Below are 25,603 nucleotides of genomic sequence, written 5' to 3' on the forward strand. Positions count from 1 at the left end.
TTGCCGCCCCGCCCGTGCACCGCGGCGGGAGTGGCTTTCACAGGGCGCTTCGGCGCCCTGCGGCGTTCATTCAGTGCGCGGCGCGCAGCAGGTTGGCCAGTTCCACGGCCGACTTGACCTGCATCTTGTCGAACACGCGCGCGCGGTGCACCTCCACCGTGCGCACGCTGATGTCCAGCTGGTCTGCGATGAGCTTGTTGGGCAGCCCCTCGACCACCAGGCGCATCACGTCGCGCTCGCGCTCCGTCAACTCCGACAGCCGCACCTGCAGGTCGCTGTGCTGGCGCACCTGCTCCATGTGCTGCGCGGACTGGGCCAGGGCCTGCTCGATGCGGTCCACCAGCAGGTTGTCGGAAAACGGCTTCTCGCAGAAGTCGAAGGCCCCTCGCTTGACGGTGGCCACGGCGGTGGGCACGTCGGCGTGGCCGGTGAGGAAGATCACCGGCATCGCATCGATCAGGCGGCGCTCGGCCAGCCGGTCGAACAGCGCCAGGCCGCTCATGCCCGGCATGCGCACGTCCAGCAGCAGGCAGCAGGGCTGGCGCGCGGGGGGGCGCTCGTCGAGCATGGCTTCGAAGGCTTCGGCGCTGTCGAAGGACTCGCTGGGCAGGCGGCGCGATCGCAGCAGCCAGGCGAGCGCTTCGCGCACGCCCGAGTCGTCGTCGACGATGTATACGGTGGCGTTGGAGACGGGTTCCATCAGGGGTGGCTGCTGTCCGCGCTGGCAGCAGGCAGGGTGAAAGTGAATACCGTACCACGGGGCTCGTTGGGCGCGTGGCCCAGGAAGCCGCCGTGCTGCTCGACCACGGTGCGGCACAGGCTCAGGCCGAGGCCCATCCCCTCGGGCCGCGTGGTGAAGAAGGGGGTGAAGAGTTTCTCGCCCACGTCCTGCGCGATGCCGCAGCCCCGGTCGATGACCATGAACTCCAGCCAGGCATTGTGCGCATTCGATGCGGCGCGGCGCACGCGCAGTTCCAGGATGCGCTGGGGCGTGGCGGGGTCGTCCATGGCCTGCATGGAATTGCGCGCCAGGTTCAGCAGCACCTGCTCGACCATGGTGCGGTCGCACAGCACCGGGGGCAGGTCGGCATCCACCGATATCTTCACGAAGACTTCGAGCTTGCGTGCCTGCAGGCGGATCAGCGGCATCACGGCCTCCAGCAGGTCGTGCACCGAGACCACCTCGCGCGACTGGTCGCGCCGCCGCACGAAGTCGTGCACGCTGCGGATCACGCGGCCCGCGCGCTCGGCCTGCTGCGCGATGCGCTGCAGCGCCACGTGCACGTCGTGCAGCGGCTCCTGCGGCGGCCCGCCGCCCGGCGGCAGCAGGTTGAGCGAGCCCGAGGCGTAGCTGGAGATGGCGGCCAGCGGCTGGTTCAGCTCATGGCTCAGCAGCGATGCCATCTCGCCCACGGTGGCCAGCCGCGCGGTGGCCTGCAGGCGCTCTTGCGAGGCGCGGGACATTTCCTCGACGCGGCGCTGCTCGCTCACGTCCAGGAACGCGCTCATCCAGCCCGTGTGCAGGCCCTGCGCGTTGATGAGCGGCGCCTCGAAGATGAGCACCGGAAACCGCACACCGTCCTTGCGCATGAAGGTCGATTCGTAGCCTTCGCGCGGCGGCGGGTGCAGGCTGGACAGGCGGATCGCCTGGCGCTGGCGGTATTCGTCGGCGAACTCGGGCGGCCAGTAGGGCACCGGGGCACTCTGGCCCAGCAGCTCCTGCGCGGTGAACCCCACCATCTCGCAGAAGGCCGGGTTCACATAGGTGATGCGCCCCTGCAGGTCCCGCGCGCGCAGACCGGTCACCAGCGAATCCTCCATGGCCTTGCGGAACGCCAGCGCATCGCCCAGGTCGCGCTCGGCGCGCAGCCGGCGCCGGTTGTCGCGCACGAGCACCACCAGCACGGTGACGAGCGCGATCGACATGGCCGTCACCAGCGCGGTGAGCACATTGGGGAACACGCTGGGCGCGCTGTGCCAGCTGTCCATGCGCAGAACCAGCGTGGCGCCCGGCAGGTCGAACAGCTGCTGCGAGCTGAACAGGCGCGTGCCGCGCCGGCTGGCGCCCACCATGGCCAGGCGGGTGCCATCGGCCTCGGTGAACGACACCTCCTGCCCGCGCTTGAGGCTGGGCACCACCAAGTCGATCAGCACGTTGTGCAGCGAATAGGTGGCCACCACGAAGCCTTCGTTGCGGCCATCCTGCATGAGGGGCAGGCACAGCTCCATCATCTCGGAGCCGCGGCCGTCGCCCTGGGGCTGGAAGTAGCTGCCGGAGTACGACGGCCCCGAGACGCGGCGCGCGTTGGCGCACGCCAGCGCGATGTTGGAATGCATGCCGCTGCGCATCTCGGCGTCCCACTGCACCGGGCGGTAGGGGGTCTCGACATGGGCCCGCACTTCCAGCGTGGGGCTGCGCCATTCCAGCCGCACGAGTTCGCGGCGCACGCTCAGCAAGGCGGCCGCGCGCGACTCCCAGCTCGCCAGGTCCGGCGTGCCCACGTGCAGCGCCTGCAGGTTCTGCAGGTTGTGGGCGAAACCCTGGCGGATGTCGGCCACGGCATCGGCGGCGTCGCGGTCCAGGCGGTTCTGCACCTCGCTCGCCTCGTAACGGCCGGCCAGCCAAACCTGGGTGACCAGCATGCCCGCCACCAGCAGCACGAGCAGGGCCCACAGCGACCAGCGCTTCCATGCGCTGCGCCAGCGGTGCCAGGGCCACAGGAACGGCTCGCCGTCGGTCACAGGATGCAGTGGTCCAGCGCCGGCAGCTGCTGGCGCACCTGCTGCAGCCGCGCCGCATCGAGCACGCCCAGGGCCACGCCCGGGCCTTCGGCCACCTGCGCCTGCACGGTGCCCCACGGATCGACCACCATGCTGTGGCCCCAGGTGCGGCGGCCGTTCTCGTGCAGGCCGCCCTGCGCCGGCGCCAGCACATAGGCGAGGTTCTCCACCGCGCGGGCGCGCAGCAGCAACTCCCAATGGGCCTCGCCCGTGGTGTGGGTGAAGGCGCTGGGCACCAGCAGCAGGTCGGCCCCGGCCCGTGCATGCTGGCGGTACAGCTCGGGAAAGCGCAGGTCGTAGCAGACGGACAGGCCCACGCGCCAAAGGGTGCCGTCGCGCGCGGTCAGCTCGAAGCGCACGGGCGTGTTGCCCGCCTCGATCACCGCGGCTTCATCGAAGCGCTCGCGCCCGTTGTCGAAGCGAAACAGGTGGATCTTGTCGTAGCGGGCCACGCACTCGCCCTGCGGCGAAAACACCAGCGAGGTGTTGCGCACGTGGTGCGGGCTCTCGCACTGCAGCGGCAGCGTGCCGCCCACCACCCACAGGCCCAGCTCCCGGGCCGCCTGGGCCAGAAAGCGCTGGATGGGGCCTTCGCCGTAGGGCTCGCGCAGCGCGAGCTTGTCGGTGTCGCGCGCGCCCATGGCGCAAAAATATTCGGGCAGCACGGCCAGTTCGGCGCCTTCGGCGGCGGCCTGCTCCAGCAGGTGGCGGGCCTGTTCGAGATTGCCGGGCACGTGCAGGCCCGACACCATTTGCAATGCGGCGGCTTTCATCATGATTTGTCTCCGGTGGGGGACTCGGCCGTGGGCGGCCGGGCGGCGGGGTCGGCGCTGCCCAGCTTGCGCCGGGGCACGCGCTCGATGCGCGGATCGGTCCAGGTGCCGTCGATGCGGAACTCCTGCGTGGCCGCCTGGATGAGCGGCCCGCGCAGAAAGACCTGCGCGAGGAAGCTGCCCAGGCCGACCACCGGGTTGATGGCCGTGGCCACCAGGGAGGCCGTCATGGCGTTGATCTCGGGCACCACGACCACGTGCAGGTCCTGCGTTTCGCGGTCCAGGTCGGCGCTGCCCTCCATCAGCACGGCGGCGTTCACGCCCTTCATCTGCAGGTTGTTGGTGGTGGCCACGCCCTGCTCCATGCGCACGTCGCCGCGCACGAAGTCGAACGCGAAGCCTTCGCTGAACACGTCGCGGAAATCGAGCGTGAGCCGGCGCGGCAGCGACTGCAGGCTGAGCACGCCCAGCAGCTTGGCCAGCCCCGGATCGGCCTTGAGGAACTGGCCCGATTCGACGTTGACGTTCATCTGGCCCGACATGGTGCGGTAGTCCGGCGTGAGCGGCGGGCCCATCCAGGCGACCTGCCCCTCCATGCGGCCCTTGCCGCGGCGCACCACGTCGGCCATGCCGAAGCGCGCGAGCAGATCGCCCGAGTCGCGGATGTCGAGCTTGAAGTTCATCACCGTGCGGCGGCGCGCATCGGCGGCGCCGTCGCTGCCCAGCAGCGCCCAGTTGCCGTTGGCCGTGAGCGTGGCCTCGGGCGCGACGATGTTGAACTTGGACAGCCGCCATTCGCGCGGGGCGCCGTCGCCGCCGCGGTTCTGCGCCTCGATCTCGATGCGGCCCAGGCGGCGCCCGCGCAGCACGAAATCGTCCACCACGATGTCCAGCGACGGCAGCGTGCCGGCGCCGGCGGCCGGCTCTTCGGCCAGCAGCTCATCCACCTCCTTGGCATCGCTCTGCGGGACGGCCAGGCGCGACAGGCGGGCGAACACCCGGCCGGAGCCCGCATCGGGTCCGCTGCCCGCGCCCTGGCGAAACTCCACGTAGCCGTTCAGCTCCTGCGCGTCCACGTTGGTGCGCCAGGTGCTGCCCTCGCGCGAGCCGCCCATGACCACGCCGTGCAGCGTGCGACCCTGGAAGTCCACCTGCCGGGCCCGCACGGCCAGCTGCGTGGGCAGGTAGTCCTGCATGGGCGAGATGGAAGGCGCGGGAGCGGCGCCCGTCCCGTTGCCCGCCAGGGCAGCGGGCGCGGCACTCGCCGGCGTGCTGGCCGCCGATGCGGCCTCGGCAGCCGGAGGCGCCACCAGCAGGGGCGAGCGCGCGGGGGCGTTGCCCATCAGCGCCGCCTGCCAGGCATCGACGTCCAGCTCACCGATCTGCACATTGGCCACCACGCCGCGGTCGGGCAGGGGCGCCGCCTCGCCGGGCGCCAGGCCCAGCGCGATGGCGCCGCGCAGCACCCGGGGCTGGGCGGCGTTGGCAATGTCGCGCACATAGGTCACCGAGCCGAGCGCGCCCAGGTCCAGCGCCATGTGTTCGTGCAGGGGCGCCGCACCGGTGCCATTGCCGCTGCCATTTCCGTTGCCACTCCCTGCCGCCGCCGCCAGCGATTCGCGCGTGAGCTGCGTCTCGAACCGCACGGGCATCAGGGCCTCGGCGGCTTTGCCCAGCGGCGCCGGCAGGTCCAGCGCCATGCCCTGCAAGGTGGTGGTCACCTGCACCTCCGGCGTGCCCCGGCGCACGCCCAGCGCCAGGGTGTAGGGCGTGCTGCCGCTCGCGCGCTGGGCCAGTTGCGCCAGACCCGGCCATTGCGACGCCTGGCGCAGCCCCTCGGCCGTGGCCACGCCCTGGCCGCGCACCTGCACGGAGGACTCCACCGGCAAAGCCCCCGCGGGCAGGGATCGCATGCCGCCCTCCAGCCGCAGGTCGCCCCCCAGCGCGCGGCCCTGCACGCCCGCCAGGGTGAAGCCGGTGTCGGTGAACTGCACGGTGCCGCGCGCGCGGCCGATGGGCGGGGCCTCCGGTGCGATGCGCACGTCGTTGCCCGCCAGGGTCACGCTGCCCTGCACCTTGGACTGGTCGATGTGGCTGACGGGCAGCGACAGGGCCAACTGCAGGTCGGCCGTGCCGTTGGCGGTGGTCTTGTCCAGCGCATTGCCGGTCAGGCGCGCCAGCGGCGAGGTGGTGACGAACGACAGCATGTCCGCCAGCGGGCCGCGCGCATCGGCGTTCACCGCGACCACCGTGTGGGCCAGGTCCGGAATGCGCGCCTCCACCTTGTTCACGCGCAGCTTCGGCGTGCCGGCGAAGCTGCCGCTGGCGCCCTTCACGGCCATGGTGGAGCGGTCGAAGACCAGGTCGCCGGTGAGTTCGGTGAGGGCGGGCCACGGCGCCTCGTTGGCGTGCTGCAGGCGCGGCGGCACATAGGCATAGGTCACGTCCTTCACGCGCGCGGCGATGTGGAAGTCGCCCTGCCCGGGCGTGTTGAAGGGAATGTCGTGCAGGTCGCCCTTGACGCGGAACTGCACGTTGCTGGCCGTGCCCGTGGTGACCGCGTCGCGCACGTAGTGGCGCGTCTCCTGCGGGATGGACAGCGGCAGGTAGCGGTGCACGCGGGTGCCGTCCGCGCGGCTCAGGCTGCCGGACAGGTCCAGCACGCCGGGAAACCGCGGCCGGGCGCCTCCACGCTCGGCATCGCCGGTGTGCCAGTTCAGCCGGGCCTCGCCCTGCGCATCGGCGTTGGAAAACTGCAGGTCGCTGGCCTGCACCGCGATGCGCTCGCCCTCGATCTGCCAGCGCACGTTCGCGGACAGCTGGTCCACCGGCACCGTGCCTTCCTCGAACACGTGGGGCAGCACCAGGGCGCCGTCCGCCAGGGCCAGCGTGGCCTTGCCGCCCGCCTGCGACACGTCGAACTCCACGCTCGCGCCGCGCAGGCCGGGCACGTGCGAGGCCGCGCCCTCGGCGCGCGGCTGGTCGGCCACCGCCAGCCCGGTCACCTTGCCGCGTGCCTGGTATTGCTGCAGCTGCTGCAGGGGGCCGCGCCAGGTGGCCTTGACCTCCTCCACCAGCCCGCGCGGCGTGTAGTCGGCCAGGGCGGAATGCACGGCGGCATCCAGCGGCAGCCGGCTGGCGATCTGCGCCAGCGCGGCCAGGTCGAGGCGGTCGGCGCGCAGTTCGCCCTGCTCGCTGCCGCTTTGCACGCCGGTGTGCCGCACCGTGAGGTTGCCGCCCGGCCAGCGCAACGCGTCCTGCGTGGTGAACTGCAGGCCCTCGGTGGAGAACTCGAACCCGTCGGACAGGCGCCGCCCGCCCACCCGGCCGGCGACGGACTGCAGCGCGAGCGGCTCCAGGCCTTCTCCCAGGCGGGCGTTCACCCCGGCCAGGGCGAGGTCGGCCGTGCCGCCGACGAACTGCCCGCGCTGGAAGTCGACCCACGCGCGCAGCGCGCCGCGGCCCTCGGCCACCTGCACGCCGTCGATGTGGACATGGTGGCGCAGCCGGGACACGTCCACGCGCGAGAAATCGGCGAACAGCTGCCCCGTCCACTGCTGCCACGACCCACCGTGCGTCGTCAGGAACGGCTGGCGGAACTGCCCGGTGAGCTTGAACCGGTCGCCCCACTGCGGCGGCGGCGTGGCCTCGATCCGCAGGCCGTGGCGCCAGCCCCGGTTGCGCAGCAGCAGGTCCACCTGCCCCAGGGCCAGGGGCGGCTCCTGGCTCTGCTCGTCGGTCAGCCGCACGGTGCCGCCGCGCAGCACGACCTCGCTTTGCGAGAACAGCCAGTCGGCCCCGGCGCTGTCGCCGCCCGCGCTCTGGCGGAAGGCCAGCCCCGCGATGAAGATGCGCCCGTCCGCCATGCGGCGCACGTCGAGTTCGGGGCGTTCGATGTACAGCTGCTCGAACCCCATGCGCAGCACCGAGCGCGGCGACAGCGACCCCACCACGCGCGGCAGCTTCAGGGCCTCGCGGCCCTGGGGGTCCAGCAGGGCGACGTCGTTCAGTTCAATGGTGGGCACCAGCCCTTCGGAGCGGGCCGACAGCGCACCGATGCGCACCGGTACCCCCAGCGCCCGTGTGGCATGGGCTTCCAGCTGCGGACGAAAATCGCCGATACGCGGCACAATCCAGCCGTGAAGCACCCCCCAGGCGGCGGCCACCAGCAGCCAGAAGGCGATGAGCAGGCCCAGGGACCACCGCGCAAGACCTGCCAGGCATCGGAGCAGGCGTGAGGGGTTCGGTGGCTGTTCAATCATTGGTGGGTTGGGATGCGAAGGGAATTATGACCCGCGCCCGCTGTGCGGGTTCAGCATCAAACGGTGTCGTTATGTACGGTTTTCAGGCCCCGGGCCCTTGCTATGCCGCTGTCTTGCACTGACGTTCCAGAGATCCCCAGCGCCGCCGGCGACGGCCCGCTGGCGAGCCATTCCCGCTTCCACCAGCGGCTGCACCGGCGCTATGCCGACGCGTTCGCCGTGCTGCCGCCCGGCGCCCCCACGCGGGCCACCATGGCCGAGGCGCTGGCCGCCCTGCGGGCCCGCGGGCACGACACCGGCACGGCCCTGCGCATCCTGCGGCAGGTGGTGATGGAGCGGCTGGTGCGCCTCGATTGCGAGCAGGGCGCGCCGCTGGCCGACATCACCCGGGCCACCACCGAACTGGCCGAACTGGCCCTGGACCAGGCCTGCGTGCAGGCCCGCGAAGCGCTCGACGCCCGCCACGGCGCCCCGCGCGGCCCCGAGGGCCAGCCGGTCGAGCTGTGGATCATCGGCATGGGCAAGCTGGGCGCGCGCGAGCTGAACGTGTCCAGCGACATCGACCTGATCTACGTGTACGAACACGACGGCGAGACCGCCGGCAACGCCGAGGGCCGCAACCGCATCTCCAACCACGAGTACTTCGGCCACGCCGTCAAGGCCATCTACGGCCTGATCGGCGACACCACCGAGCACGGCTTCGTCTTCCGGGTGGACCTGGCGCTGCGGCCCAACGGCAACTCCGGCCCGGCGGCCGTGTCGCTGGCCGCGCTGGAGGAATACCTGCAGGTGCAGGGCCGCGAATGGGAGCGTTTCGCCTGGCTCAAGAGCCGCGTGGTCGCGCCGCGCAGCAGCGTCATCGGCGAGCCGGTGCAGGCCCTGCGCGGCGTGGTGCTGCCCTTCGTCTTCCGGCGCTACCTGGACTACAGCGTGTTCGACGCGCTGCGGTCGCTGCACCGGCAGATCCGCGACCACGCCGCCAAGCGCAGCGCCGGCCACCCCGAGCGCGCCAACGACGTGAAGCTCTCGCGCGGCGGCATCCGCGAGATCGAATTCACCGTGCAGCTGCTGCAGGTGGTGCGCGGCGGGCAGTTCCCCGAGCTGCGCTGCCGCCCCACGCTGGAGGCGCTGCAGCGCATCGCGCGCGCCGGCCTCATGCCGCAGGAGACGGCCGAGGCGCTGGCCGCGGCCTACACCTTCCTGCGCCAGGTGGAGCACCGCATCCAGTACCTGGACGACCAGCAGACCCACGTGCTGCCCACGCGCGACGACGACCTCGCCTGGATCGCCCAGACCCTGGGCCTGGGCACCTGCGCCTTCCTGCACCAGCTCGATGCGCACCGCGAACTGGTGGCGCAGGAGTTCGACACGCTGCTGGGCGGCGCCGGCAAGAAGCAGTGCACCAAGGGCGGCTGCGGCGGCCCGCGTGCAGGCGCGCCCGCCGCGCCCGAGCTGGAAGCGGTGCTGGAGCAGCTGCCGCCCACCGTGCGTGCGCGCGTCGCCGAATGGCGCACGCACCCGCGCGTGCAGTCCCTGAGCGACGAGTCGCGCGAGCGGCTGCTGCGGCTGGTGCAGCGCACCGCGCGCTGGCTGGCCGAGGGCCAGGTCAACGAAGACGCCGTGGTGCGGCTGATCGGCTGGCTCGAATCGCTGCTGCGCCGCGACATCTACCTAGCGTTGCTGCTGGAACGCCCCTCGGTGCACGAGCACCTGCTGCACCTGCTGGGCGCCGCGCAGTGGCCCGCCCGCTACATGCTGCAGCACCCCGGCGTGATCGACGAGCTGGCGGGCGACGCGCTGCTGGCAGAACGCTTCGTGCCGCAGGACTTCGAGCACGAACTGGGGCTGCGCATCGCCTCGCTGCAATCGACCGGCGAGGACGACGACGAGACCCTGCTGAACCTGCTGCGCCGCGCCCACCATGCCGAGACCTTCCGCACGCTGGCGCGCGACGTGGAGCGCCGCATCACCGTGGAGCAGGTGGCCGACGACCTCTCGGCCCTGGCCGACAGCGTGCTGCGCGTGACCGCGCAGTGGTGCTGGAGCCGCCTGAAGAACCGCCACCGCGAGGTGCCGCAGTTCGCCATCATCGGCTACGGCAAGCTGGGCGGAAAGGAGCTGGGCTACGGCAGCGACCTGGACATCGTCTTCGTGTTCGACGACGACGACGACCGCGCGCCCGAGGTGTATTCGGCCTTCGTGCGCAAGCTCATCAACTGGCTCACGGTGAAGACCGCCGAGGGCGACCTCTTCGAGATCGACACCGCGCTGCGGCCCAACGGCAATTCCGGCCTGCTGGTGACCAGTTTCACCGCGTACGCCAACTACCAGCAACGGCGCGGCAGCAACACCGCCTGGACCTGGGAGCACCAGGCCATGACGCGGGCGCGCTTCCTGCTGGGCACCGAAGACCTGGCCCCGGCCGGCCCGCTCGCGCCCCTGCCCGAAGGCAGCGAGGCGACCGCGGGCAGCGGCCGCAACCTGCGCGAGCGCTTCGACGCGGTGCGCGAGGCCGTCATCACCGCGCCGCGCGACCCTGCCGCGCTGCGCGAGGAGATCGTCACCATGCGCGAGCGCGTGCGCGCCGCCCACCCGGTGCCGGCCGGGCAGTTCGACGTCAAGCACAGCGTGGGCGGCATGGTGGATGTCGAATTCGCCCTGCAGTACCTGGTGCTGTCGCAGTCCGCCACCCACCCCGGCCTGCGCGAGAACCGCGGCAACATCACCCTGCTGCAGCGCGCCGAGGCCGCCGGCTTCCTGCCCGACGGCGTGGGCACGGCCGCCGCCACGGCCTACCGCACGCTGCGCCAGGTGCAGCACCGCGCCCGCCTGAACGAGCAGCCCACGCGCGTGGACCCCGCCACGCTGCAGGCCGAGCGCGACGCGGTGTTGGCGCTGTGGCGGGCGGTGTTCACCGGCTGATCCTCCACCGGTGCTCGGGGTCTTTTCGCCCCGACGCCCTAGTGGAACATGCCCTGATTGCTATATAAATAATAGCAACCGGCCCCGGCGGCGCGACAGGTACGCGCCGCCCGGACCGCAGCCCCCGTGCCCCGCCGGCCTGCGCCCGGGCCAGCACCGCAGCAGCAAACTGCGCAATTTGCCGCTGGGCGGGCAGCCGGGCCCGGCACGCGGTGCGGCCGCCACGTGGCGCAGCCGCCCCGCGCATCGGCCCGGATTTCCGGGTTTTCCCTTGCCAATCAACCACTTGCCGGCACGCACGGATTCCGCATAAGCATGCGCAGATTCCTTTGCAGCGCTGGCGCGCCGCTGGGTCTTCAATCCATTCCATCCCCCCGCCGCGATGGTCGCGCCGGGCAAACCAGGAAGGTTCGATCCCATGACGCGCAAATTCAAGGTAGTGGCGGTTTCCGGCAATGTGCAGCGCCCCTCGCGCACGCTGGTGCTGGTGGAAGAGTTGATCGCCGCGCTCAGCGAGGCGCTGCCCATCGAGGCGCACACCATCGAGCTGGGGCCGCTGGCGCCGCAGATCGGCGGCGCGATCTACCGCAGCCAGTTGCCGGCCGCCGTCGAAGCGGAGCTGGCCGCCATCGAATCGGCCGACCTGCTGATCGTGGCCAGCCCGGTCTACCGCGGCTCGTACACCGGCCTGTTCAAGCACCTGTTCGACTTCGTGCACCACGAGGCGCTGATCGACGTGCCCGTGCTGCTGGCCGCCACCGGCGGCAGCGACCGCCATGCGCTGGTGATCGACCACCAGCTGCGCCCGCTGTTCAGCTTCTTCCAGGCGCGCACGCTGCCGCTGGGCGTGTATGCCTCGGAGCAGGACTTCCAGGGCTACGAGATCGCCAGCGCCGCCCTGCGCGAGCGCATCGTGCTGGCGGTGCAGCGTGCGGCGCCCCTGGTCGGCATCGCGCCGCAGGCCGCGCCCGCGCTGCGCCTGGCGCAGGCGGCCTGAACCCCGCCGGCCACCCCATTCCCCCTTCCTCTGTCCAGGAGCATCGCCATGAGCCACGACACGACTTCCGCTTCTTCTTCCTCCGCCGCCGGCATCCGCTTCGCCTACTGGGTGCCCAACGTCAGCGGCGGGCTGGTGGTCAGCACCATCGCCCAGCGCACCGACTGGAGCCTGGAATACAACCAGCGCCTGGCGCAGGCGGCCGAGAAGGCGGGTTTCGACTACGCGTTGAGCCAGATCCGCTTCACCGCGGGCTACGGCGCCGAGTACCAGCACGAGTCGGTGTCGTTCAGCCAGGCGCTGCTGCACGCCACCACCAAGCTGAAGGTGCTGGCCGCCATCCTGCCCGGGCCGTGGAGCCCGGCCGTGGTGGCCAAGCAGATCGCCACCATCGACCACATTTCCGCGGGGCGCATCGCCATCAACGTGGTGAGCGGCTGGTTCAAGGGCGAGTTCCAGGCCATCGGCGAGCCGTGGCTGGAGCATGACGAGCGCTACCGCCGCTCCGAGGAATTCATCCGCGCGCTCAAGGGCATCTGGACGCAGGACAACTTCACCTTCAAGGGCGACTTCTACCGCTTCAACAACTACACGCTCAGCCCCAAGCCCGTGCAAAAGCCCCACCCGGAGATCTTCCAGGGCGGCAGCTCGCGCGCCGCGCGCGACATGGCCTCGCGCGTGTCGGACTGGTACTTCACCAACGGCAACACGCCCGAGGGCGTGAAAAAGCAGATCGACGACATCCAGGCCAAGGCCGCCGAGACGGGCCACCGCGTGCGCATCGGCATCAACGCCTTCGTCATCGCCCGCGACACCGAGGAAGAGGCCCGCGCGGTGCTCAAGGACATCATCGACCACGCCCATGTGGAGGCCGTGCACGCCTTTGGCGACGCGGCCAAGCAGGCCGGCCAGGCCTCGCCCGAGGGCGAGGGCAACTGGGCGAAATCCACCTTCGAGGACCTGGTGCAATACAACGACGGCTTTCGCACCAACCTCATCGGCACGCCGCGCCAGGTCGCCGAGCGCATCGTGGCGCTCAAGGCCGTGGGCGTGGACCTGATCCTGGCCGGCTTCCTGCACTTCATCGAAGAGGTCGAGTACTTCGGCGAGAAGGTGCTGCCGCTGGTGCGCGAACTGGAAGCGCGGGGGCCGGGTGCGCACGCTCCATCCACGGCCGAAGCACCTGCCGAGGCCCTGGCGGCCTGATCCGCACCAGGCTTCACCCACACATCCATCCACCGGCCTCCAGCGCCCCGCACGCCGCTCGCTCCCGCGAGGCGGCGCCGGGCGCAGCCTTGCCCACGAGCCCTGCACCACCATGTCCAGCACATTGTTCGACGGCACCCTGGCACCGCCTGCCATCGCACCCGCTGCACCGCGCCGCCCGGCCTGGCAGCCGGGTGTCGCCGCGGGTGCCGAACTGGTGTCACCCCCGCCCGCGCTGGAACTGCAAGGCATCGACCTGTCGTTCGGCGGCGTGCATGCGCTGCGCGGCATCGACCTGCGCGTGGCGCCGGGCGAGCTGCGCGCCATCATCGGGCCCAACGGCGCGGGCAAGAGCTCGTTGGTCAACATCATCAGCGGCCTGTACCGGCCCGACGCCGGCCGCGTGCACATCGGCGGCGATTCATTCGCCCAGGTGCCCACGCCCCGCCTGGCGCACCTGGGCGTAGCGCGCACCTTCCAGAACCTGGCGCTGTTCAAGGGCCTCTCCGTGCGCGACAACATCGCCCTGGGCCGCGTGCATGCGGCGCGCGCCAGCTTTGCCGAGCAGGTGCTGGGCTGGGGCCGGGCGCGGCGCGAGTGGCGCGATGCGCGCGAGCAGGCGCGCGAGGCCATCGACTTCCTGGGGCTGGGCAGCGTGCAGGACCGGCTGGCCGGTGGCCTGCCCTACGGCCTGCAAAAGCGCGTGGAGCTGGCGCGCGCGCTGGTGGCGCGCCCGCGCCTCTTGCTGCTGGACGAACCCCTGGCCGGCACCACCGCGGGCGAGAAGAGCGAGATGGCCGCGCTGATCCGCGCCGCGCGCGATCGGCACGGCGCGGCGGTGGTGCTCATCGAGCACGACATCGGCATCGTGCTGGGCCTGTCGGACCGCGTGGCGGTGCTGGACTACGGCCGCAAGATCGCCGACGGCACGCCCGCCGAGGTGCGCGAGGACCCGGCCGTGATCGACGCCTACCTGGGCGTGGCGCACGGGGAAGAAGCCTCCACACCGCCTGCGGAGGCGCCGTGATGGAAGGCTTCGACTTCGCCTTCCTCGCCGAGGTGCTGATCGGCGGGCTGCTGTCCGGCGTGATGTATTCGCTGGTGGCCATCGGCTTCGTGCTGATCTACAAGACCTCGGGCGTGCTCAACTTCGCGCAGGGCGCGCAGCTGCTGTTCGCGGCGCTCACCTTCGTGAGCCTGGTCGAGCGCGGCCTGCCGTTCGCCCTCGCATTGGGCGTGACCTTCGCTTTGATGGTGGCGCTGGGCCTGGCCATCGAACGCGTGGTGCTGCGCCCGCTGGTCAACCAGCCGCCCATCACCCTGTTCATGGCCACGCTGGGGCTGTCGTACGTGATCGAAGGCGTGGCCCAGCTGGTGTGGGGCACGCAGGTGCATTCGCTGGAGCTGGGCGTCTCCGATGCGCCCATCGAGATCGCGGGCGTGCTGGTCTCCACCTTCGACCTGTTCGCGGCCGGCGTGGCGGCGGTGATGGTGGCGGTGTTGTCGGCATTCTTTCGCTACACCCGCGTGGGCCTGGCGTTTCGCGCGGTGGCCGACGACACCTTCGCCGCCCTGGCCGTGGGCCTGCGCCTGCCGGTGATCTGGGCCACCGTGTGGTCCGCCGCCGGCGTGATCGCGCTGGTGGCCGGGCTGCTGTGGGGCGCGCGGCTGGGCGTGCAGTTCTCGCTGTCGCTGGTGGTGCTCAAGGCCCTGCCGGTGCTGGTGCTGGGCGGCTTCGACTCCATCCTGGGCGCCATCGTGGGCGGGCTCATCATCGGCGCGCTGGAAAAGCTGGCCGAGGTGTACCTGGGCGCCTACGTGGGCGGCGGCATCGAAAGCTGGTTCGCCTACGCCGCCGCGCTGCTGTTCCTGCTGGTGCGGCCCGGCGGCCTGTTCGGGCAGCGGCCGGTGGAAAGGGCCTGACGCCATGGCACGCCACTTTCAACCCGCACGTTGGCCCCTCTGGGCGACGCCTGCCATCGCGCTGGTGCTGGCCTACGGCCTGGTGCCGCTGCTGGCCACCGACTACGTGTTCGACGCGCTGCTGATTCCCTTCCTCGCCCTGTCGCTGGCCGCCGTGGGGCTGAACCTGCTCACGGGCTACGCGGGCCAGCTCTCGCTGGGCTCGGCCGCCTTCATGGCCGTGGGCGCCTATGCGGCCTACAACTTCCAGCTGCGCGTCGATGGCCTGCCGCTGCTGGCGGCCATGGCGCTGGGCGGCGTGGCCGCCACGGTGGTGGGCGTGGTGTTCGGCCTGCCCAGCCTGCGGCTGCGCGGCTTCTACCTGGCCGTGTCGACGCTGGCGGCGCAGTTCTTCGTGCAATGGGCCCTGACGAAATTCGGCTGGTTCAGCAACCACAACCCCTCGGGCGTGATCGACGCACCGCCCATCGCCGTGGCGGGCGTGGCCTTCGACACGCCCACGGGCCGCTACCTGTTCGCGCTGACGGTGGTGGCCGTGCTGACGGCGCTGGTCTGGCGCGTGACCCGCACGCCCACCGGCCACCACTTCATCGCCGTGCGCGACAACGAACTGGCCGCCCGCGTGATCGGCGTGCCGGTGCTGCGCGCCAAGCTGCTGGCCTTTGCGCTGTCGTCGTTCGTGATCGGCGTGGCGGGCGTGCTGTGGGGTTTCGTCTACCTGCGCACGGTGGAGCCGGCGGGCTTCAACCTCGACCGCTCGTTCCAGATCCTTTTCATCGTCATCATCGGCGGCCTGGCCACGCTGCGCGGCGCCTTCCTGGGCGCGGCGCTGATCGTCGTGTTCCCGCTGTTGCTCTCGCGCCTGGGCAGCCTGCTGCTGGGCCAGTGGTTCGACTCAGGCGTGCTGGAGCTGTGCCAGCGCATCGCCCTGGGCGCGCTCATCGTGGGCTTTCTCATCGCCGAGCCGCGCGGCCTGGCGGCGCTGTGGGAGCGGGCAGTCGCCCGGCTGCAGCGCACGCGGCCGCCGCCCCCGCAGGGCGCCTGACCAGTCCCTTTTCCGCACCCCGCCATTCCCCTCTTCCTTTCTCTCCACAGGAGCGCATCGCATGTCCCTCGTCCGTCCTCTGAAAACCGCCTTGCTGGCCGCCGCGCTGGCACTTGCCGGGCTGCAGGCCGCCCAGGCCCAGGCCGCCAAACCCCAGGAACAGTTCTTCCCGCTGCAAAGCTACCGCGTCGGCCCCTATGCGGCCGGCGGCACGGGATTTTTCGGCGGCTTCATCGACTATCTGAACCTCGTCAACACGCGCGACGGCGGCGTGGGCGGTGTCAAGCTGACCTGGGAGGAAGGCGAGACGCAGTACGAGGTAGAGCGCGGCGTGGAGGTGTACGAGCGCCTCAAGACGCGCCCCGGCATCGCCGCGTGGAACCCGCTGTCGGTGGGCATCGCCTACGCGCTGATCGACCGGGTGACGGCCGACAAGGTGCCGCTGCTCACCATCAACCACGGCCGCACCGACACCACCGACGGGCGCGTGTTCAAGTACATCTTCCCGCTGCTGGTCAACCCGTACAGCGAGACCTCGGGCATCGTGAACTATCTGGGCACCAAGGCCGGCGGCACGGAGAAGCTCAAGGGCAAGAAGATCGTGGTGCTGTACCACGGCTCGCCCTACGGCAAGGAGACCATTCCGATCTATGAATTGCTGGCCAAGCAGTACGGCTTCACGGTGCAGCAGATCGAGGTGCCGCACCCCGGCAACGAACAGCAGTCGCAGTGGCTGACCATCCGCCGTGCCAAGCCCGACTTCGTGGTGCTGCGCGGCTGGGGCGTGATGAACCCGGTGGCGCTCAAGACCGCGCAGAAGACCGGCTTTCCGGCCGACCGCATCGTGGGCAACATCTGGTCCAACTCCGAGGAAGACGTGATCCCCGCGGGCGACGCCGCCAAGGGCTACGTCGCCATCACCTCGGTGGCGCCCGGCACGCAATACCCCGTGCTGCAGGACATCGTGAAGACGGTGTATGACGCCGGCAAGGGCAACCTGCAGGACAAGAAGCGCATCGGCAGCGTGTACCACAACCTGGGCGTGCTCAACGGCATCTTGAACGTCGAGGCCATCCGCATCGCGCAGGCGAAGTTCGGCAAGCGCACCTTGACTGGCGACGAAGTGCGCTGGGGCCTGGAGAACCTGAAGATCGACGAAGCCCGCGCCGCCGCCCTGGGCGCCAAGGGCCTGTTCCATTCCATCCACGTGACCTGGGACAACCACGAAGGCGACGGCCGCGTGGCCTTCCAGCAGTGGGACGGCACGCAGTGGAAGGTCGTCTCCGACTGGATCGCGCCGGACTGGAAGCTGCTGCGCCCGATCATCGAGAAGTCGTCCCTGGCCTATGCCAAGGAAAAGAACGTGAAGGTGCGCCAGAGCATCGACGACTGACCCGCCCCTTCTTCATCCCACCCGGAGCGACGCCATGACCGACCTCTATCGCACCCCTTCGATCCTCGGCCCCGACTACGAAGCCATTGCCGAAAAATACCGCCCGATCTTCGCGCGCATCCAGGCCACGGCGCTGCAGCGCGAGCAGCAGCGCCAACTGGGCCACGATGCCATCCAGTGGCTCAAGGACGCCCGCTTCGGCGCCCTGCGCGTGCCCGTGGAGCACGGCGGCGACGGCGCCACGCTGCCGCAGCTCTTCCAGTTGCTGGTGGAGCTGGCCGAGGCCGACTCCAACACCGTGCAGGCGCTGCGCGGGCACTTCGCCTTCGTCGAAGACCGCCTCAACGCCCCGCGCGACGCGGCCAACATCGTGTGGCTGCAGCGCTTCGCAGACGGCGAACTGGCAGGCAACGCCTGGACCGAAGTGGGCAACGTGGCCATCGGCGACGTGATCACGCGCGTGACGCCAAAGGCGGACGGGCGCTGGGTGGTCAACGGCCGCAAGTTCTACAGCACCGGCAGCATCTTCGCGGACTGGATCGACCTGTACGCCCGCCGCGACGGCCCGGGCGACGGCGAGGGCCTGGACGTGATCGCCGCCGTGCGCGCGCGCCAGCCCGGCGTGACGCACCACGACGACTGGGACGGCTTCGGCCAGCGCACCACCGGCAGCGGCACCTCGGTGTACGAGAACGCCGAGGTGGAGCCAGAGAACATCTTCCTGTTCACCGACCGCTTCAAGTACCAGACGGCCTTCTACCAGCTGTTCCACCTGGCCACGCTGGCCGGCATCGCCCGCGCCATCACCCGCGACGCGGCCGCCCAGGTGCGCGGGCGAAAGCGCATCTTCAGCACCGGCAACGCACCCAGCGTGGCGCAGGACGTGCAGGTGCAGCAGGTGGTGGGCGAGGTCTCGGCCATCGCCTATGCAGCCGAAGCCACCGCCGTGCGCGCCGCCTTCGCCGCCCAGCGCGCCTACGACGCGCACTGGCACGGCACGCCCGAGCAGGAAAAGCAGGCCAACATCGAGGCCGAGCTGGAATCCGCGCAGGGCCAGGTGGCGCTCACCGACCTGGTGCTGCGCGCCGCCAGCCAGTTCTTCAACGGACTGGGCGCATCGGCCGCCAGCAGCGCGCAGTCGCTGGACCGGCACTGGCGCAACGCGCGCACCGTGGCGTCGCACAACCCCGTGATCTACAAGGCGCGCATCGTGGGCGACTGGCACGTCAACGGCACCGAGCCGCCCTATGTGTGGCAGATCGGCGCCGGCCCCGGCCGGCCCGCGGCATCAGCGCCCGCACCGGCCACCGATGCCGGCGCGGCCAATGCAGCGCAGGCGCGGCCCCTGGCCCGCGCGGCCTGAGTGGGCGAGTGAACGCCATGGCAATCCCGCCCCCCGCGCTGCTCACGGTCGATGCGGTGCAGGCCGTGTACCACGGCGCCATCGCCGCGCTGCACGGCGTGGGCTTCGAGGTGCGTGCCGGCGAGATCCACGCGCTGCTGGGCGCCAACGGCGCCGGCAAGTCCACCACGCTCAAGGCCGTGTCGCACCTGCTGCCGGCCGAGCGCGGGCAGATCACCGCAGGCCGCATCACCTACGACGGGCAGGACGTGGCACACGCCAGCCCCGCCACCCTGGTGCGCGCCGGGCTGGTGCCGGTGCTGGAAGGCCGGCACTGCTTTCCCAGCCTGTCGGTGGAGGACAACCTGGTCACCGGCGCACTGGGCCGCAGCGCCCGGCGCAGCGAGATCGCGCACGACCTGGAGCGGGTGTACGCCCTCTTCCCGCGCCTGCGCGACAAGCGGCGCACGCCCGCAGGCCTGGCATCCGGCGGCGAGCAGCAGATGACCGCCATCGGCCGGGCGCTGATGTCACGCCCGCGCCTGCTGGTGCTGGACGAGCCCTCGATGGGCCTGGCGCCGCGTGTGGTGCAGGAGATCTTCGCGCAGCTCAAGCGCCTGAACCGCGAGGAAGGTTTGACGCTGCTGGTGGCGGAGCAGAACTCTGCGGTGGCGCTGCAGTATGCGGATCGGGCTACGGTGCTGGATGCGGGGCGGGCGGTGCTGTCGGGCCCGGCGGATGTGCTGCGGGAGCGGGATGATATTCGGCAGTTCTACTTTGGGCAGGGCGCGGAAACGCTCGCGGCCTGAGTTCTGGAGCTGCCGGACATCCAGCACCTCTGCGCCGAGTTCTACCTGGATATCGCCAGCGGCGCCCTGCGCCAGCCGCCGCCAAGCAGATAACCTTGGACGCGGGCCTGTAAATCGTCACCCGGCTCTTCGAAGCGAACGGCGCCCGCTGCACGGCAAATGCGGCGGGGCTGGACATCTTCAGGCGCAATATCCGCACACATTTGCTGCACGATCCGAGTGCATAGAAGCGCGGAGAGGTGAGGGAATATCCGCTCTGTCTGGACGGTTCTGGATGTTATTGGATGTACGTGAGGTGTGACCTCAAGGGCGCCCCACGGCACTTCGAGCTGAAGGGCGCAGGATTTGCAAGGTATGGTTTGACCTGTTTCCTGAAAATTCCCGTCGAAGAGCCCGATATTTCCGAAGTCTTCTCAAACGGCCGACCTGTTTTGTTCGCGATTGGACAAGCAGATTAACCTGAAGCACACGCTAGTGCGGATGGCCGCGCTGCTCATCGACTGGTCGGAGATCGAGCGCACGTTTGCGGCCTCGTCCATCTCCGGTCGTGCCTCACCCCGCTTTATCGCCGCGCCTTGTGGCCAGCTGCTATAGCTGCAGCACACCGCCGGCGCCTTCGACGAGGCCGTATTGGCTACTGTTGAGAGAACCTGTACTAGCAATTCTTCTATGGCGAGTTGCTGAAGACCGGACTGCCTATCGATCCATGGAGCCTGAATGCTAGAGGAAACGCCATCCATCGAGCCCTCTATTGGTACATGAAGAGGATGTTCAGCTGTACCGCATCCGCTCAAGGGTGCGCTGGGCGATGCGATGCACGCGGTGATGTGCGGTGCGGCACAACCGGCGTCTAATCTTTGCCGCGTTGCGGCCTGCTTCGGCTTTTCGATGCAGGAACTAATCGCTGCGCTTGGTAGCTGTCCATACCTGTGCGCCGAGAAAGAAATCGTTCAGGGTGGGCTATTCAACACCTTGGAACTTTGCAGTATATTTAATCCTTCGCTTAAGGAGAAGATTATGCAATTCATTAGAAACATTGCTCAAGGGGGCTTCGGAAAAGTTGAGCTTGTAGTTGATCAAGGGCAACAATTCGCCCGTAAAGTTTTCTCCCCCACTTTAAATGCCAGCGAGAGCGAGTGGGAAAAGATGAAAAAACGTTTCATCCGGGAGTGCAGCGTTCAGTCTCAACTTAACTCTCCCGCTTTCATGGAAATCCTCAGCTCCGATCTGAGTGGAGACAAGCCATGGTATATCATGCCATTAGCAGAAAAAACGCTATATACAGCCATTCACGAAAAGGACGCCACAGAGATAAGTGCCGGCCTCGCTGATGTACTCAATGCGCTGGAGGAACTTCACGGGCTCGGATATGTTCATCGAGACTTGAAGCCGCAGAACGTACTTAAACATCAGGGCCGCTGGAAGCTAGCAGATTTTGGATTGATTCTGCCACCACCTACAGATACAACCAAATTAACCTCAATGCACTCATCATGGGCAACAGAGGCTTATTGCGCGCCTGAACAAAGAAGTGATTTCGGACATGTTAGCTCTGCGGCCGACATCTACGCTTTTGGCTGCATACTTCATGACGTTTACGGCACCACATATCGAATACCTTATAGCCGACACACCGCACCTGGCGATATAGGCGCGATCATTGAAAAATGCACGGAGTCAAAGCCAGAGCGGCGATTTCAGAGCATTCAGGCGCTTCGCAGTGCATTAGCAACTATTGCAGAACAGACAACTGGCGCTTCTTTTGCTAGCGGTGATGCATTAGGGTGGGCTTTGTGGCTAGCAGACCCAAGCAACTGGAACACCCCGACCCTTCATGCTTTTGCTCGCTACCTGCAAACGGATTTACCAAAAGCAGATCTAAATAGAGTATTCAAAGCGATGACCGATGAATCCATTTTGAATTTTGCACAGATCGACAGCGATTACTGGAAGTCAGTAATTATTGAATACTGCGACTGGATCCAAAGAGGAGGTTTTTCATTCGAATACTGCGACGTAGTCGGCAAAAGACTTGAATCCATTTTCAACATTGGAGATATAGAAATTAAAGCCCTCGCAGCACTTTCAGCAGCAAAACTCGCCTACGATCACAACAGGTGGTTTGTGATGGAAATCGTCCTTAACCTCTGTTCTGATAAAATATCAGATTTAATAGCAAAAAGAATAGCTATCGAAATTACAGCAATGGAGTTTCAAGATTATTTTTACCGGTGTGCTCGCAATATCGGAAAATCAAGATCAGACTACCATCCCTTTATAAGCACAATTTTGCCAATTTAGGGTCATCAGCGCCACGTGCTCTAAGGAAGGTCTGCACAACACACGCATGAGTGTGCCGAAGCACTCAGCCCGTTGATGTACAAGGCAGCCCAGGTCCTTTTTTCCTCACCTTGGGTGCACGCGGCGGCAGATTGGCTGCCCTTGGCGAACTGCAGACGCACTCATGCCATTGCCGCCAGCAATTTACGCCGCACCAGCCACAGATTGACCAACGCAAACAGCGTGTGCAACTGCGCGGTGTTCTTGACCAGCCCTCGGTAGCGCACCTTGATGTGGCCGAACTGGCGCTTGATCACTCGGAAAGGGTGTTCCACCCGCGCCCGAATGCTGGCCTTCACGCGCTCCAGTTTCCCGGTCAGGGCCTCGATCGGTTTGGCCGGGTCGAGCAGGCGACGTTTGCCGGGCCGCATGGCGATGTGCCAATTCACGTCGCGCCTGGCATCAGGGCGTTGGCCCGCGCCTTGGTAGCCGGCATCGGCATAGACATCCCGGTCGCTTGCGCGCACCAGACTGTTGGCCTCGATCACATCATTGACCGCGCCACTGGTGCCGCGCACGGTATGCACCAGGCCCGAGTCGGCGTCCACTCCGATATGGCACTTCATACCGAAGTACCACTGCTGTCCCTTGCGGCTTTGTTTCATCTCCGGGTCGCGCTCTCCGCTGCTGTTCTTGGTCGAGCTGGGTGCTGCGATCAAGGTGGCATCCACCACCGTGCCGCTCTTGAGCATCACGCCCTTGGCGCTGAGCAGATCGTTGACGGTCTGCAGGATTTGCGCAGCCAATTTGTGCCTCTCCAGCACATGCCGGAACCGAAGGATCGTGCTCTCTCGTCGGGTAGCCGCTCGTCCCAGCCTTCAAGCCCTGCGAACTCGCGGAATACCGGCATGTCGTGCAGCGCTTCTTCCATCGGCGGGTCGCTCAGCGCGAACCACTGCTGCATGAAATGGATACGCAACATGGTCTCGCACGGGAACGGAGGACGCCCCCGCTTGCCTTCGGGTAGGTACGGCGACACCAGGGCCACCAGTTCGGCCCACGGTACGACCTTCTCCATCTCATCCAGGAATCCCCGCCGCCGCGTTCGCTTCGCCGTCATTCCCAAGCCCAGACTGTGCTGCTTCATGTGACGTACCGTCTCAGGGCTTCATCTCCATGCCAAGCATGTCGTGGGGCGATTTATGCAGACCTTCCCTAAGCAACTGCACCCGGCAATATGCCACCCGCAGCAACACCCCACAACAAATCCCGCATATCGATGCGCCGATTCCTTCGCACCACGCAGCCGCCTCTCGCCCTCCAATCGGGGCATGACTGCAAGACCGGCACTGCAACAACACCTGCCCGAGATTCCCACCGACGTGGCGCGGATCGCCACCGATGCGCAAGCCATTGCCGCCGCGCACCAACTGGCGGCTGACTTCGCACCCGGCGCCTCCGAACGCGACCGCGATCGCCGCCTGCCCTGGGATGAACTCACACGCTGGTCCGCCAGCGGCTTAGGGTCCATCACCGTGCCGCGCGCCTACGGCGGCCCGCAGGTGTCCTACACCACGCTGGCCGAGGTGTTCGTGATCCTGAACGCGGCCGACCCGTCCATCGGGCAGATTCCGCAGAACCATTTCGGCGTGCTGGGTGTGCTGCGCGAGATCGGCACCGAGGCGCAGAAGCAGCGCTTCTACGGCGAGGTGCTGGCCGGCCGGCGGCTGGGCAATGCCGGGCCCGAGCGCAAGGTGGATGGGGCGGCCACCATCCTGCAAAGCGGCACGCGCCTGCGCGCCTCGCCGCACGGCCTGCGCCTGACGGGCAAGCGCTTTTATTCCACGGGCGCGCTCTTCGCGCACCGCATTCCCGTGCGGGCCCTCGACGACGCGGGCCGCGCCGTGCAGGCCTGGGTGCCGCGCGATGCGCCGGGCGTGGCCGTGGTGGACGACTGGGACGCCTTCGGCCAACGCACCACCGCCAGCGGCACCGTGGTGTTCGATGACGTGCCGGTCGCTGCCGACGATGTGCTGCCCCTGTGGCAGCTGGCCGACCGGCCGGGCCTCTACGGCCCCTCGTCGCAGCTGTTGCAGGCGGCCATCGACCAGGGCATTGCCGAAGCGGCCGTGGCCGATGCGCAGCGCTTCGTGCGCGAGCGCGCCCGGCCCTGGGTGGATTCGGGCGTGCAGCATGCGCACGACGACCCCTACGTGATCGCCGACGTGGGGCGCCTGCAGATCGACCTACATGCCGCGCGCGAAGTGCTGCGCGAGACCGGTGAGCTGTTCGACACCCTGGCCGCGCAAGACACCGTCACCGCAGAGGACAGTGCCCGTGCCTCGGTGGCCGTGGCCGAGGCCAAGGTGCTGACCACGCGCATCGCGCTGGAGGCGAGCGAAAAGCTGTTCGAGCTGGCCGGCTCGGCCGCCACGCGGGCCGCGCCCAACCTGGGCCGCCACTGGCGCAACGCCCGCGTGCACACGCTGCACGACCCGGTGCGCTGGAAGCTGCACCTGATCGGCAACCACCGCCTGAATGGCGCCCTGCCCGCGCGGCATTCCTGGAACTGAGAGCGAACCCATGGCCCTGTTGCAATCCATTGAACCGCTCGCGGCCGCATTCACGCCGGCGGAGCCCGCCCCGGCACTGCCCGCGGCCCGGCCGCCGCATCGCATCGCCACCGACACCGAGGCCCTTGCCGCCGCGCAGCGCTATGCCGCGCGCATCGCCCCCGGCGCGGCCCAGCGCGACCGCGAGCGCCTGCTGCCCTGGGACGCGCTGGACGATTTCGTCGCCACCGGCCTCTGGTCCATCACGGTGCCGCGCGAGTACGGTGGCCCGGGCGTATCGGCCGGCACACTGGCCGAGGTCACGGCGCTGGTCAGTGCGGCCGACGGCTCCATCGGCCAGATTCCGCAGAACCATTTCTACGCGCTGGAGGTGCTGCGCGTGGGCGGCACCGACGCGCAAAAGCGCTTCTTCTACGGCCGCGTGCTGGCGGGCGATCGCTTCGGCAATGCGTTGGCGGAGATCGGCCACCAGGACTTCCAGCGCCGCACCCGCCTGGTGCCCGATGGCGAGGGCTTTCGGGTGCAGGGGCGCAAGTTCTATTGCACCGGGGCGCTCTATGCGCACTGGATTCCCACGCTGGTCGTGGCCAGGGAAGACGGGCGCGACGTGACCTACCTCGCCTTCGTTCCACGCACCGCCGAGGGCGTGCATGTCACCGACGACTGGGACGGCTTCGGCCAGCGCGTGACGGGCAGCGGCTCGGTGCAGTTCGACGACGTGCGGGTCGAGGTCGAATGGGTCGTGCCCTTTCTGGCCTCGTTCGAGCGGCCCACCCCCATCGGCCCGCTGGCGCAGATTCTCCACGCGGCCATCGACCTGGGGCTGGCCCGGGGCGCGCTCGCGGCCACGCTGCCCTTCGTGCGCGAGCATGCCCGGCCCTGGATCGATGCGCGCGTGGAGCGCGCCGCCGACGACCCGCTGCTGATCCAGCAGGTGGGCGAGACCGCCGTGCAGATTCGTGCGGCCGAGGCCCTGGTGCGCCGCGCCGGCCGCTTCGTCGATGCGGCCCAGGCCGACCCGACCGAGCAGCGCGTGGCCGAGGCCTCCATCGCCGTGGCCGAGGCGCGCGCGCTCACCACCACGGCGTCGCTGGATGCCGGCACGCGCCTCTTCGAGTTGGGCGGCACCTCGGCCACCACGGGCCAGAAGGGCCTGGACCGCTTCTGGCGCAACGCGCGCACCCACACGCTGCACGACCCGGTGCGCTGGAAGTACCACGCCATCGGCAACTACCACCTCAACGGCCGCATTCCGCCGCGCCACGGCGCGATCTGATTTTTTCCTTTTCAAAGACCC

17 protein-coding genes are annotated in these 25,603 nt (G+C 68.8%); 12 read left to right on the top strand and 5 right to left on the bottom strand.

Going from position 1 to position 25,603, the window contains the following annotated elements; translation table 11 throughout:
• Nucleotides 1-70 precede the first annotated feature (70 nt).
• Genes AVKW3434_RS15000 through AVKW3434_RS15015 form a run of 4 tightly spaced genes read right to left on the bottom strand, consistent with a single transcriptional unit; the run spans nt 71 to nt 7,816 of the window.
• Nucleotides 71-700 (bottom strand): response regulator transcription factor, encoded by a 630-nt coding sequence (locus tag AVKW3434_RS15000; RefSeq protein ID WP_272566580.1) that lies wholly within the window; start codon nt 698-700, stop codon nt 71-73.
• Nucleotides 700-2,742, bottom strand: coding sequence for a two-component system sensor histidine kinase NtrB (locus AVKW3434_RS15005; RefSeq protein ID WP_284406481.1), 2,043 nt, complete (start codon nt 2,740-2,742; stop codon nt 700-702). Before AVKW3434_RS15005 ends, AVKW3434_RS15000 begins: the two co-directional genes overlap by 1 nt.
• Nucleotides 2,739-3,554: a carbon-nitrogen hydrolase family protein gene (locus AVKW3434_RS15010; protein ID WP_284406585.1), complete on the bottom strand. Its 816-nt coding sequence runs from the start codon at nt 3,552-3,554 to the stop codon at nt 2,739-2,741. Before AVKW3434_RS15010 ends, AVKW3434_RS15005 begins: the two co-directional genes overlap by 4 nt.
• Nucleotides 3,554-7,816: a YhdP family protein gene (locus AVKW3434_RS15015; RefSeq protein ID WP_284406482.1), complete on the bottom strand. Its 4,263-nt coding sequence runs from the start codon at nt 7,814-7,816 to the stop codon at nt 3,554-3,556. The genes AVKW3434_RS15010 and AVKW3434_RS15015 overlap by 1 nt, the downstream gene beginning before the upstream one ends.
• A 102-nt stretch (nt 7,817-7,918) precedes the next feature.
• On the opposite strand from AVKW3434_RS15015, the gene glnE reads away from it, so the two are divergent.
• The 10 genes from glnE (at nt 7,919) to AVKW3434_RS15070 (ending at nt 21,754) form a co-directional block, all read left to right on the top strand.
• Nucleotides 7,919-10,738, top strand: coding sequence for a bifunctional [glutamate--ammonia ligase]-adenylyl-L-tyrosine phosphorylase/[glutamate--ammonia-ligase] adenylyltransferase (gene glnE / locus AVKW3434_RS15020; RefSeq protein ID WP_284406483.1), 2,820 nt, complete (start codon nt 7,919-7,921; stop codon nt 10,736-10,738).
• A 418-nt stretch (nt 10,739-11,156) separates the two neighbouring features.
• Nucleotides 11,157-11,735, top strand: a complete 579-nt coding sequence (gene msuE, locus AVKW3434_RS15025) for an FMN reductase (RefSeq protein WP_284406484.1) — start codon at nt 11,157-11,159, stop codon at nt 11,733-11,735.
• A gap of 48 nt (nt 11,736-11,783) precedes the next feature.
• Complete coding sequence (sfnG, locus tag AVKW3434_RS15030; protein WP_284406485.1) at nt 11,784-12,941, top strand: dimethylsulfone monooxygenase SfnG; 1,158 nt, start codon at nt 11,784-11,786, stop codon at nt 12,939-12,941.
• 112 nt (nt 12,942-13,053) lie between these two features.
• Nucleotides 13,054-13,968: an ABC transporter ATP-binding protein gene (locus tag AVKW3434_RS15035; RefSeq protein WP_284406486.1), complete on the top strand. Its 915-nt coding sequence runs from the start codon at nt 13,054-13,056 to the stop codon at nt 13,966-13,968.
• A complete protein-coding gene (locus tag AVKW3434_RS15040; RefSeq protein ID WP_284406487.1) occupies nt 13,968-14,864 on the top strand; it encodes a branched-chain amino acid ABC transporter permease in 897 nt (298 codons plus the stop codon). Before AVKW3434_RS15035 ends, AVKW3434_RS15040 begins: the two co-directional genes overlap by 1 nt.
• A gap of 4 nt (nt 14,865-14,868) precedes the next feature.
• A complete protein-coding gene (locus tag AVKW3434_RS15045) occupies nt 14,869-15,909 on the top strand; it encodes a branched-chain amino acid ABC transporter permease (RefSeq protein ID WP_284406488.1) in 1,041 nt (346 codons plus the stop codon).
• A 61-nt stretch (nt 15,910-15,970) separates the two neighbouring features.
• A complete protein-coding gene (locus tag AVKW3434_RS15050; protein ID WP_284406489.1) occupies nt 15,971-17,302 on the top strand; it encodes an ABC transporter substrate-binding protein in 1,332 nt (443 codons plus the stop codon).
• A gap of 34 nt (nt 17,303-17,336) precedes the next feature.
• Nucleotides 17,337-18,665: an acyl-CoA dehydrogenase family protein gene (locus AVKW3434_RS15055; RefSeq protein ID WP_284406490.1), complete on the top strand. Its 1,329-nt coding sequence runs from the start codon at nt 17,337-17,339 to the stop codon at nt 18,663-18,665.
• A gap of 17 nt (nt 18,666-18,682) precedes the next feature.
• Nucleotides 18,683-19,453 carry an ABC transporter ATP-binding protein gene (locus tag AVKW3434_RS15060; protein WP_284406491.1) on the top strand — a complete coding sequence of 257 codons (771 nt, stop codon included), beginning with the start codon at nt 18,683-18,685 and terminating at the stop codon, nt 19,451-19,453.
• Nucleotides 19,454-20,470: 1,017 nt separating this feature from the next.
• Nucleotides 20,471-21,754 (top strand): serine/threonine protein kinase, encoded by a 1,284-nt coding sequence (locus tag AVKW3434_RS15070; protein WP_502869094.1) that lies wholly within the window; start codon nt 20,471-20,473, stop codon nt 21,752-21,754.
• Nucleotides 21,755-21,915: 161 nt separating this feature from the next.
• Here the strand turns inward: AVKW3434_RS15070 and AVKW3434_RS15075 are convergent.
• A protein-coding gene (locus AVKW3434_RS15075) for an IS5 family transposase (RefSeq protein ID WP_284406493.1) occupies nt 21,916-22,880 on the bottom strand; the annotation gives its coding sequence in 2 pieces (ribosomal slippage) (nt 21,916-22,584 and nt 22,587-22,880; 963 coding nt in all).
• A 184-nt stretch (nt 22,881-23,064) separates the two neighbouring features.
• Here AVKW3434_RS15075 and AVKW3434_RS15080 point away from each other — a divergent pair.
• Nucleotides 23,065-24,306, top strand: a complete 1,242-nt coding sequence (locus AVKW3434_RS15080) for an SfnB family sulfur acquisition oxidoreductase (RefSeq protein ID WP_284406494.1) — start codon at nt 23,065-23,067, stop codon at nt 24,304-24,306.
• A gap of 10 nt (nt 24,307-24,316) precedes the next feature.
• Nucleotides 24,317-25,582: an SfnB family sulfur acquisition oxidoreductase gene (locus AVKW3434_RS15085; protein WP_284406495.1), complete on the top strand. Its 1,266-nt coding sequence runs from the start codon at nt 24,317-24,319 to the stop codon at nt 25,580-25,582.
• The last annotated feature ends 21 nt before the right edge of the window (nt 25,583-25,603 follow it).

The organism is Acidovorax sp. SUPP3434 (assembly GCF_030159015.1).
In the GTDB taxonomy this organism is placed as follows: Bacteria; Pseudomonadota; Gammaproteobacteria; order Burkholderiales; family Burkholderiaceae_C; genus Paracidovorax.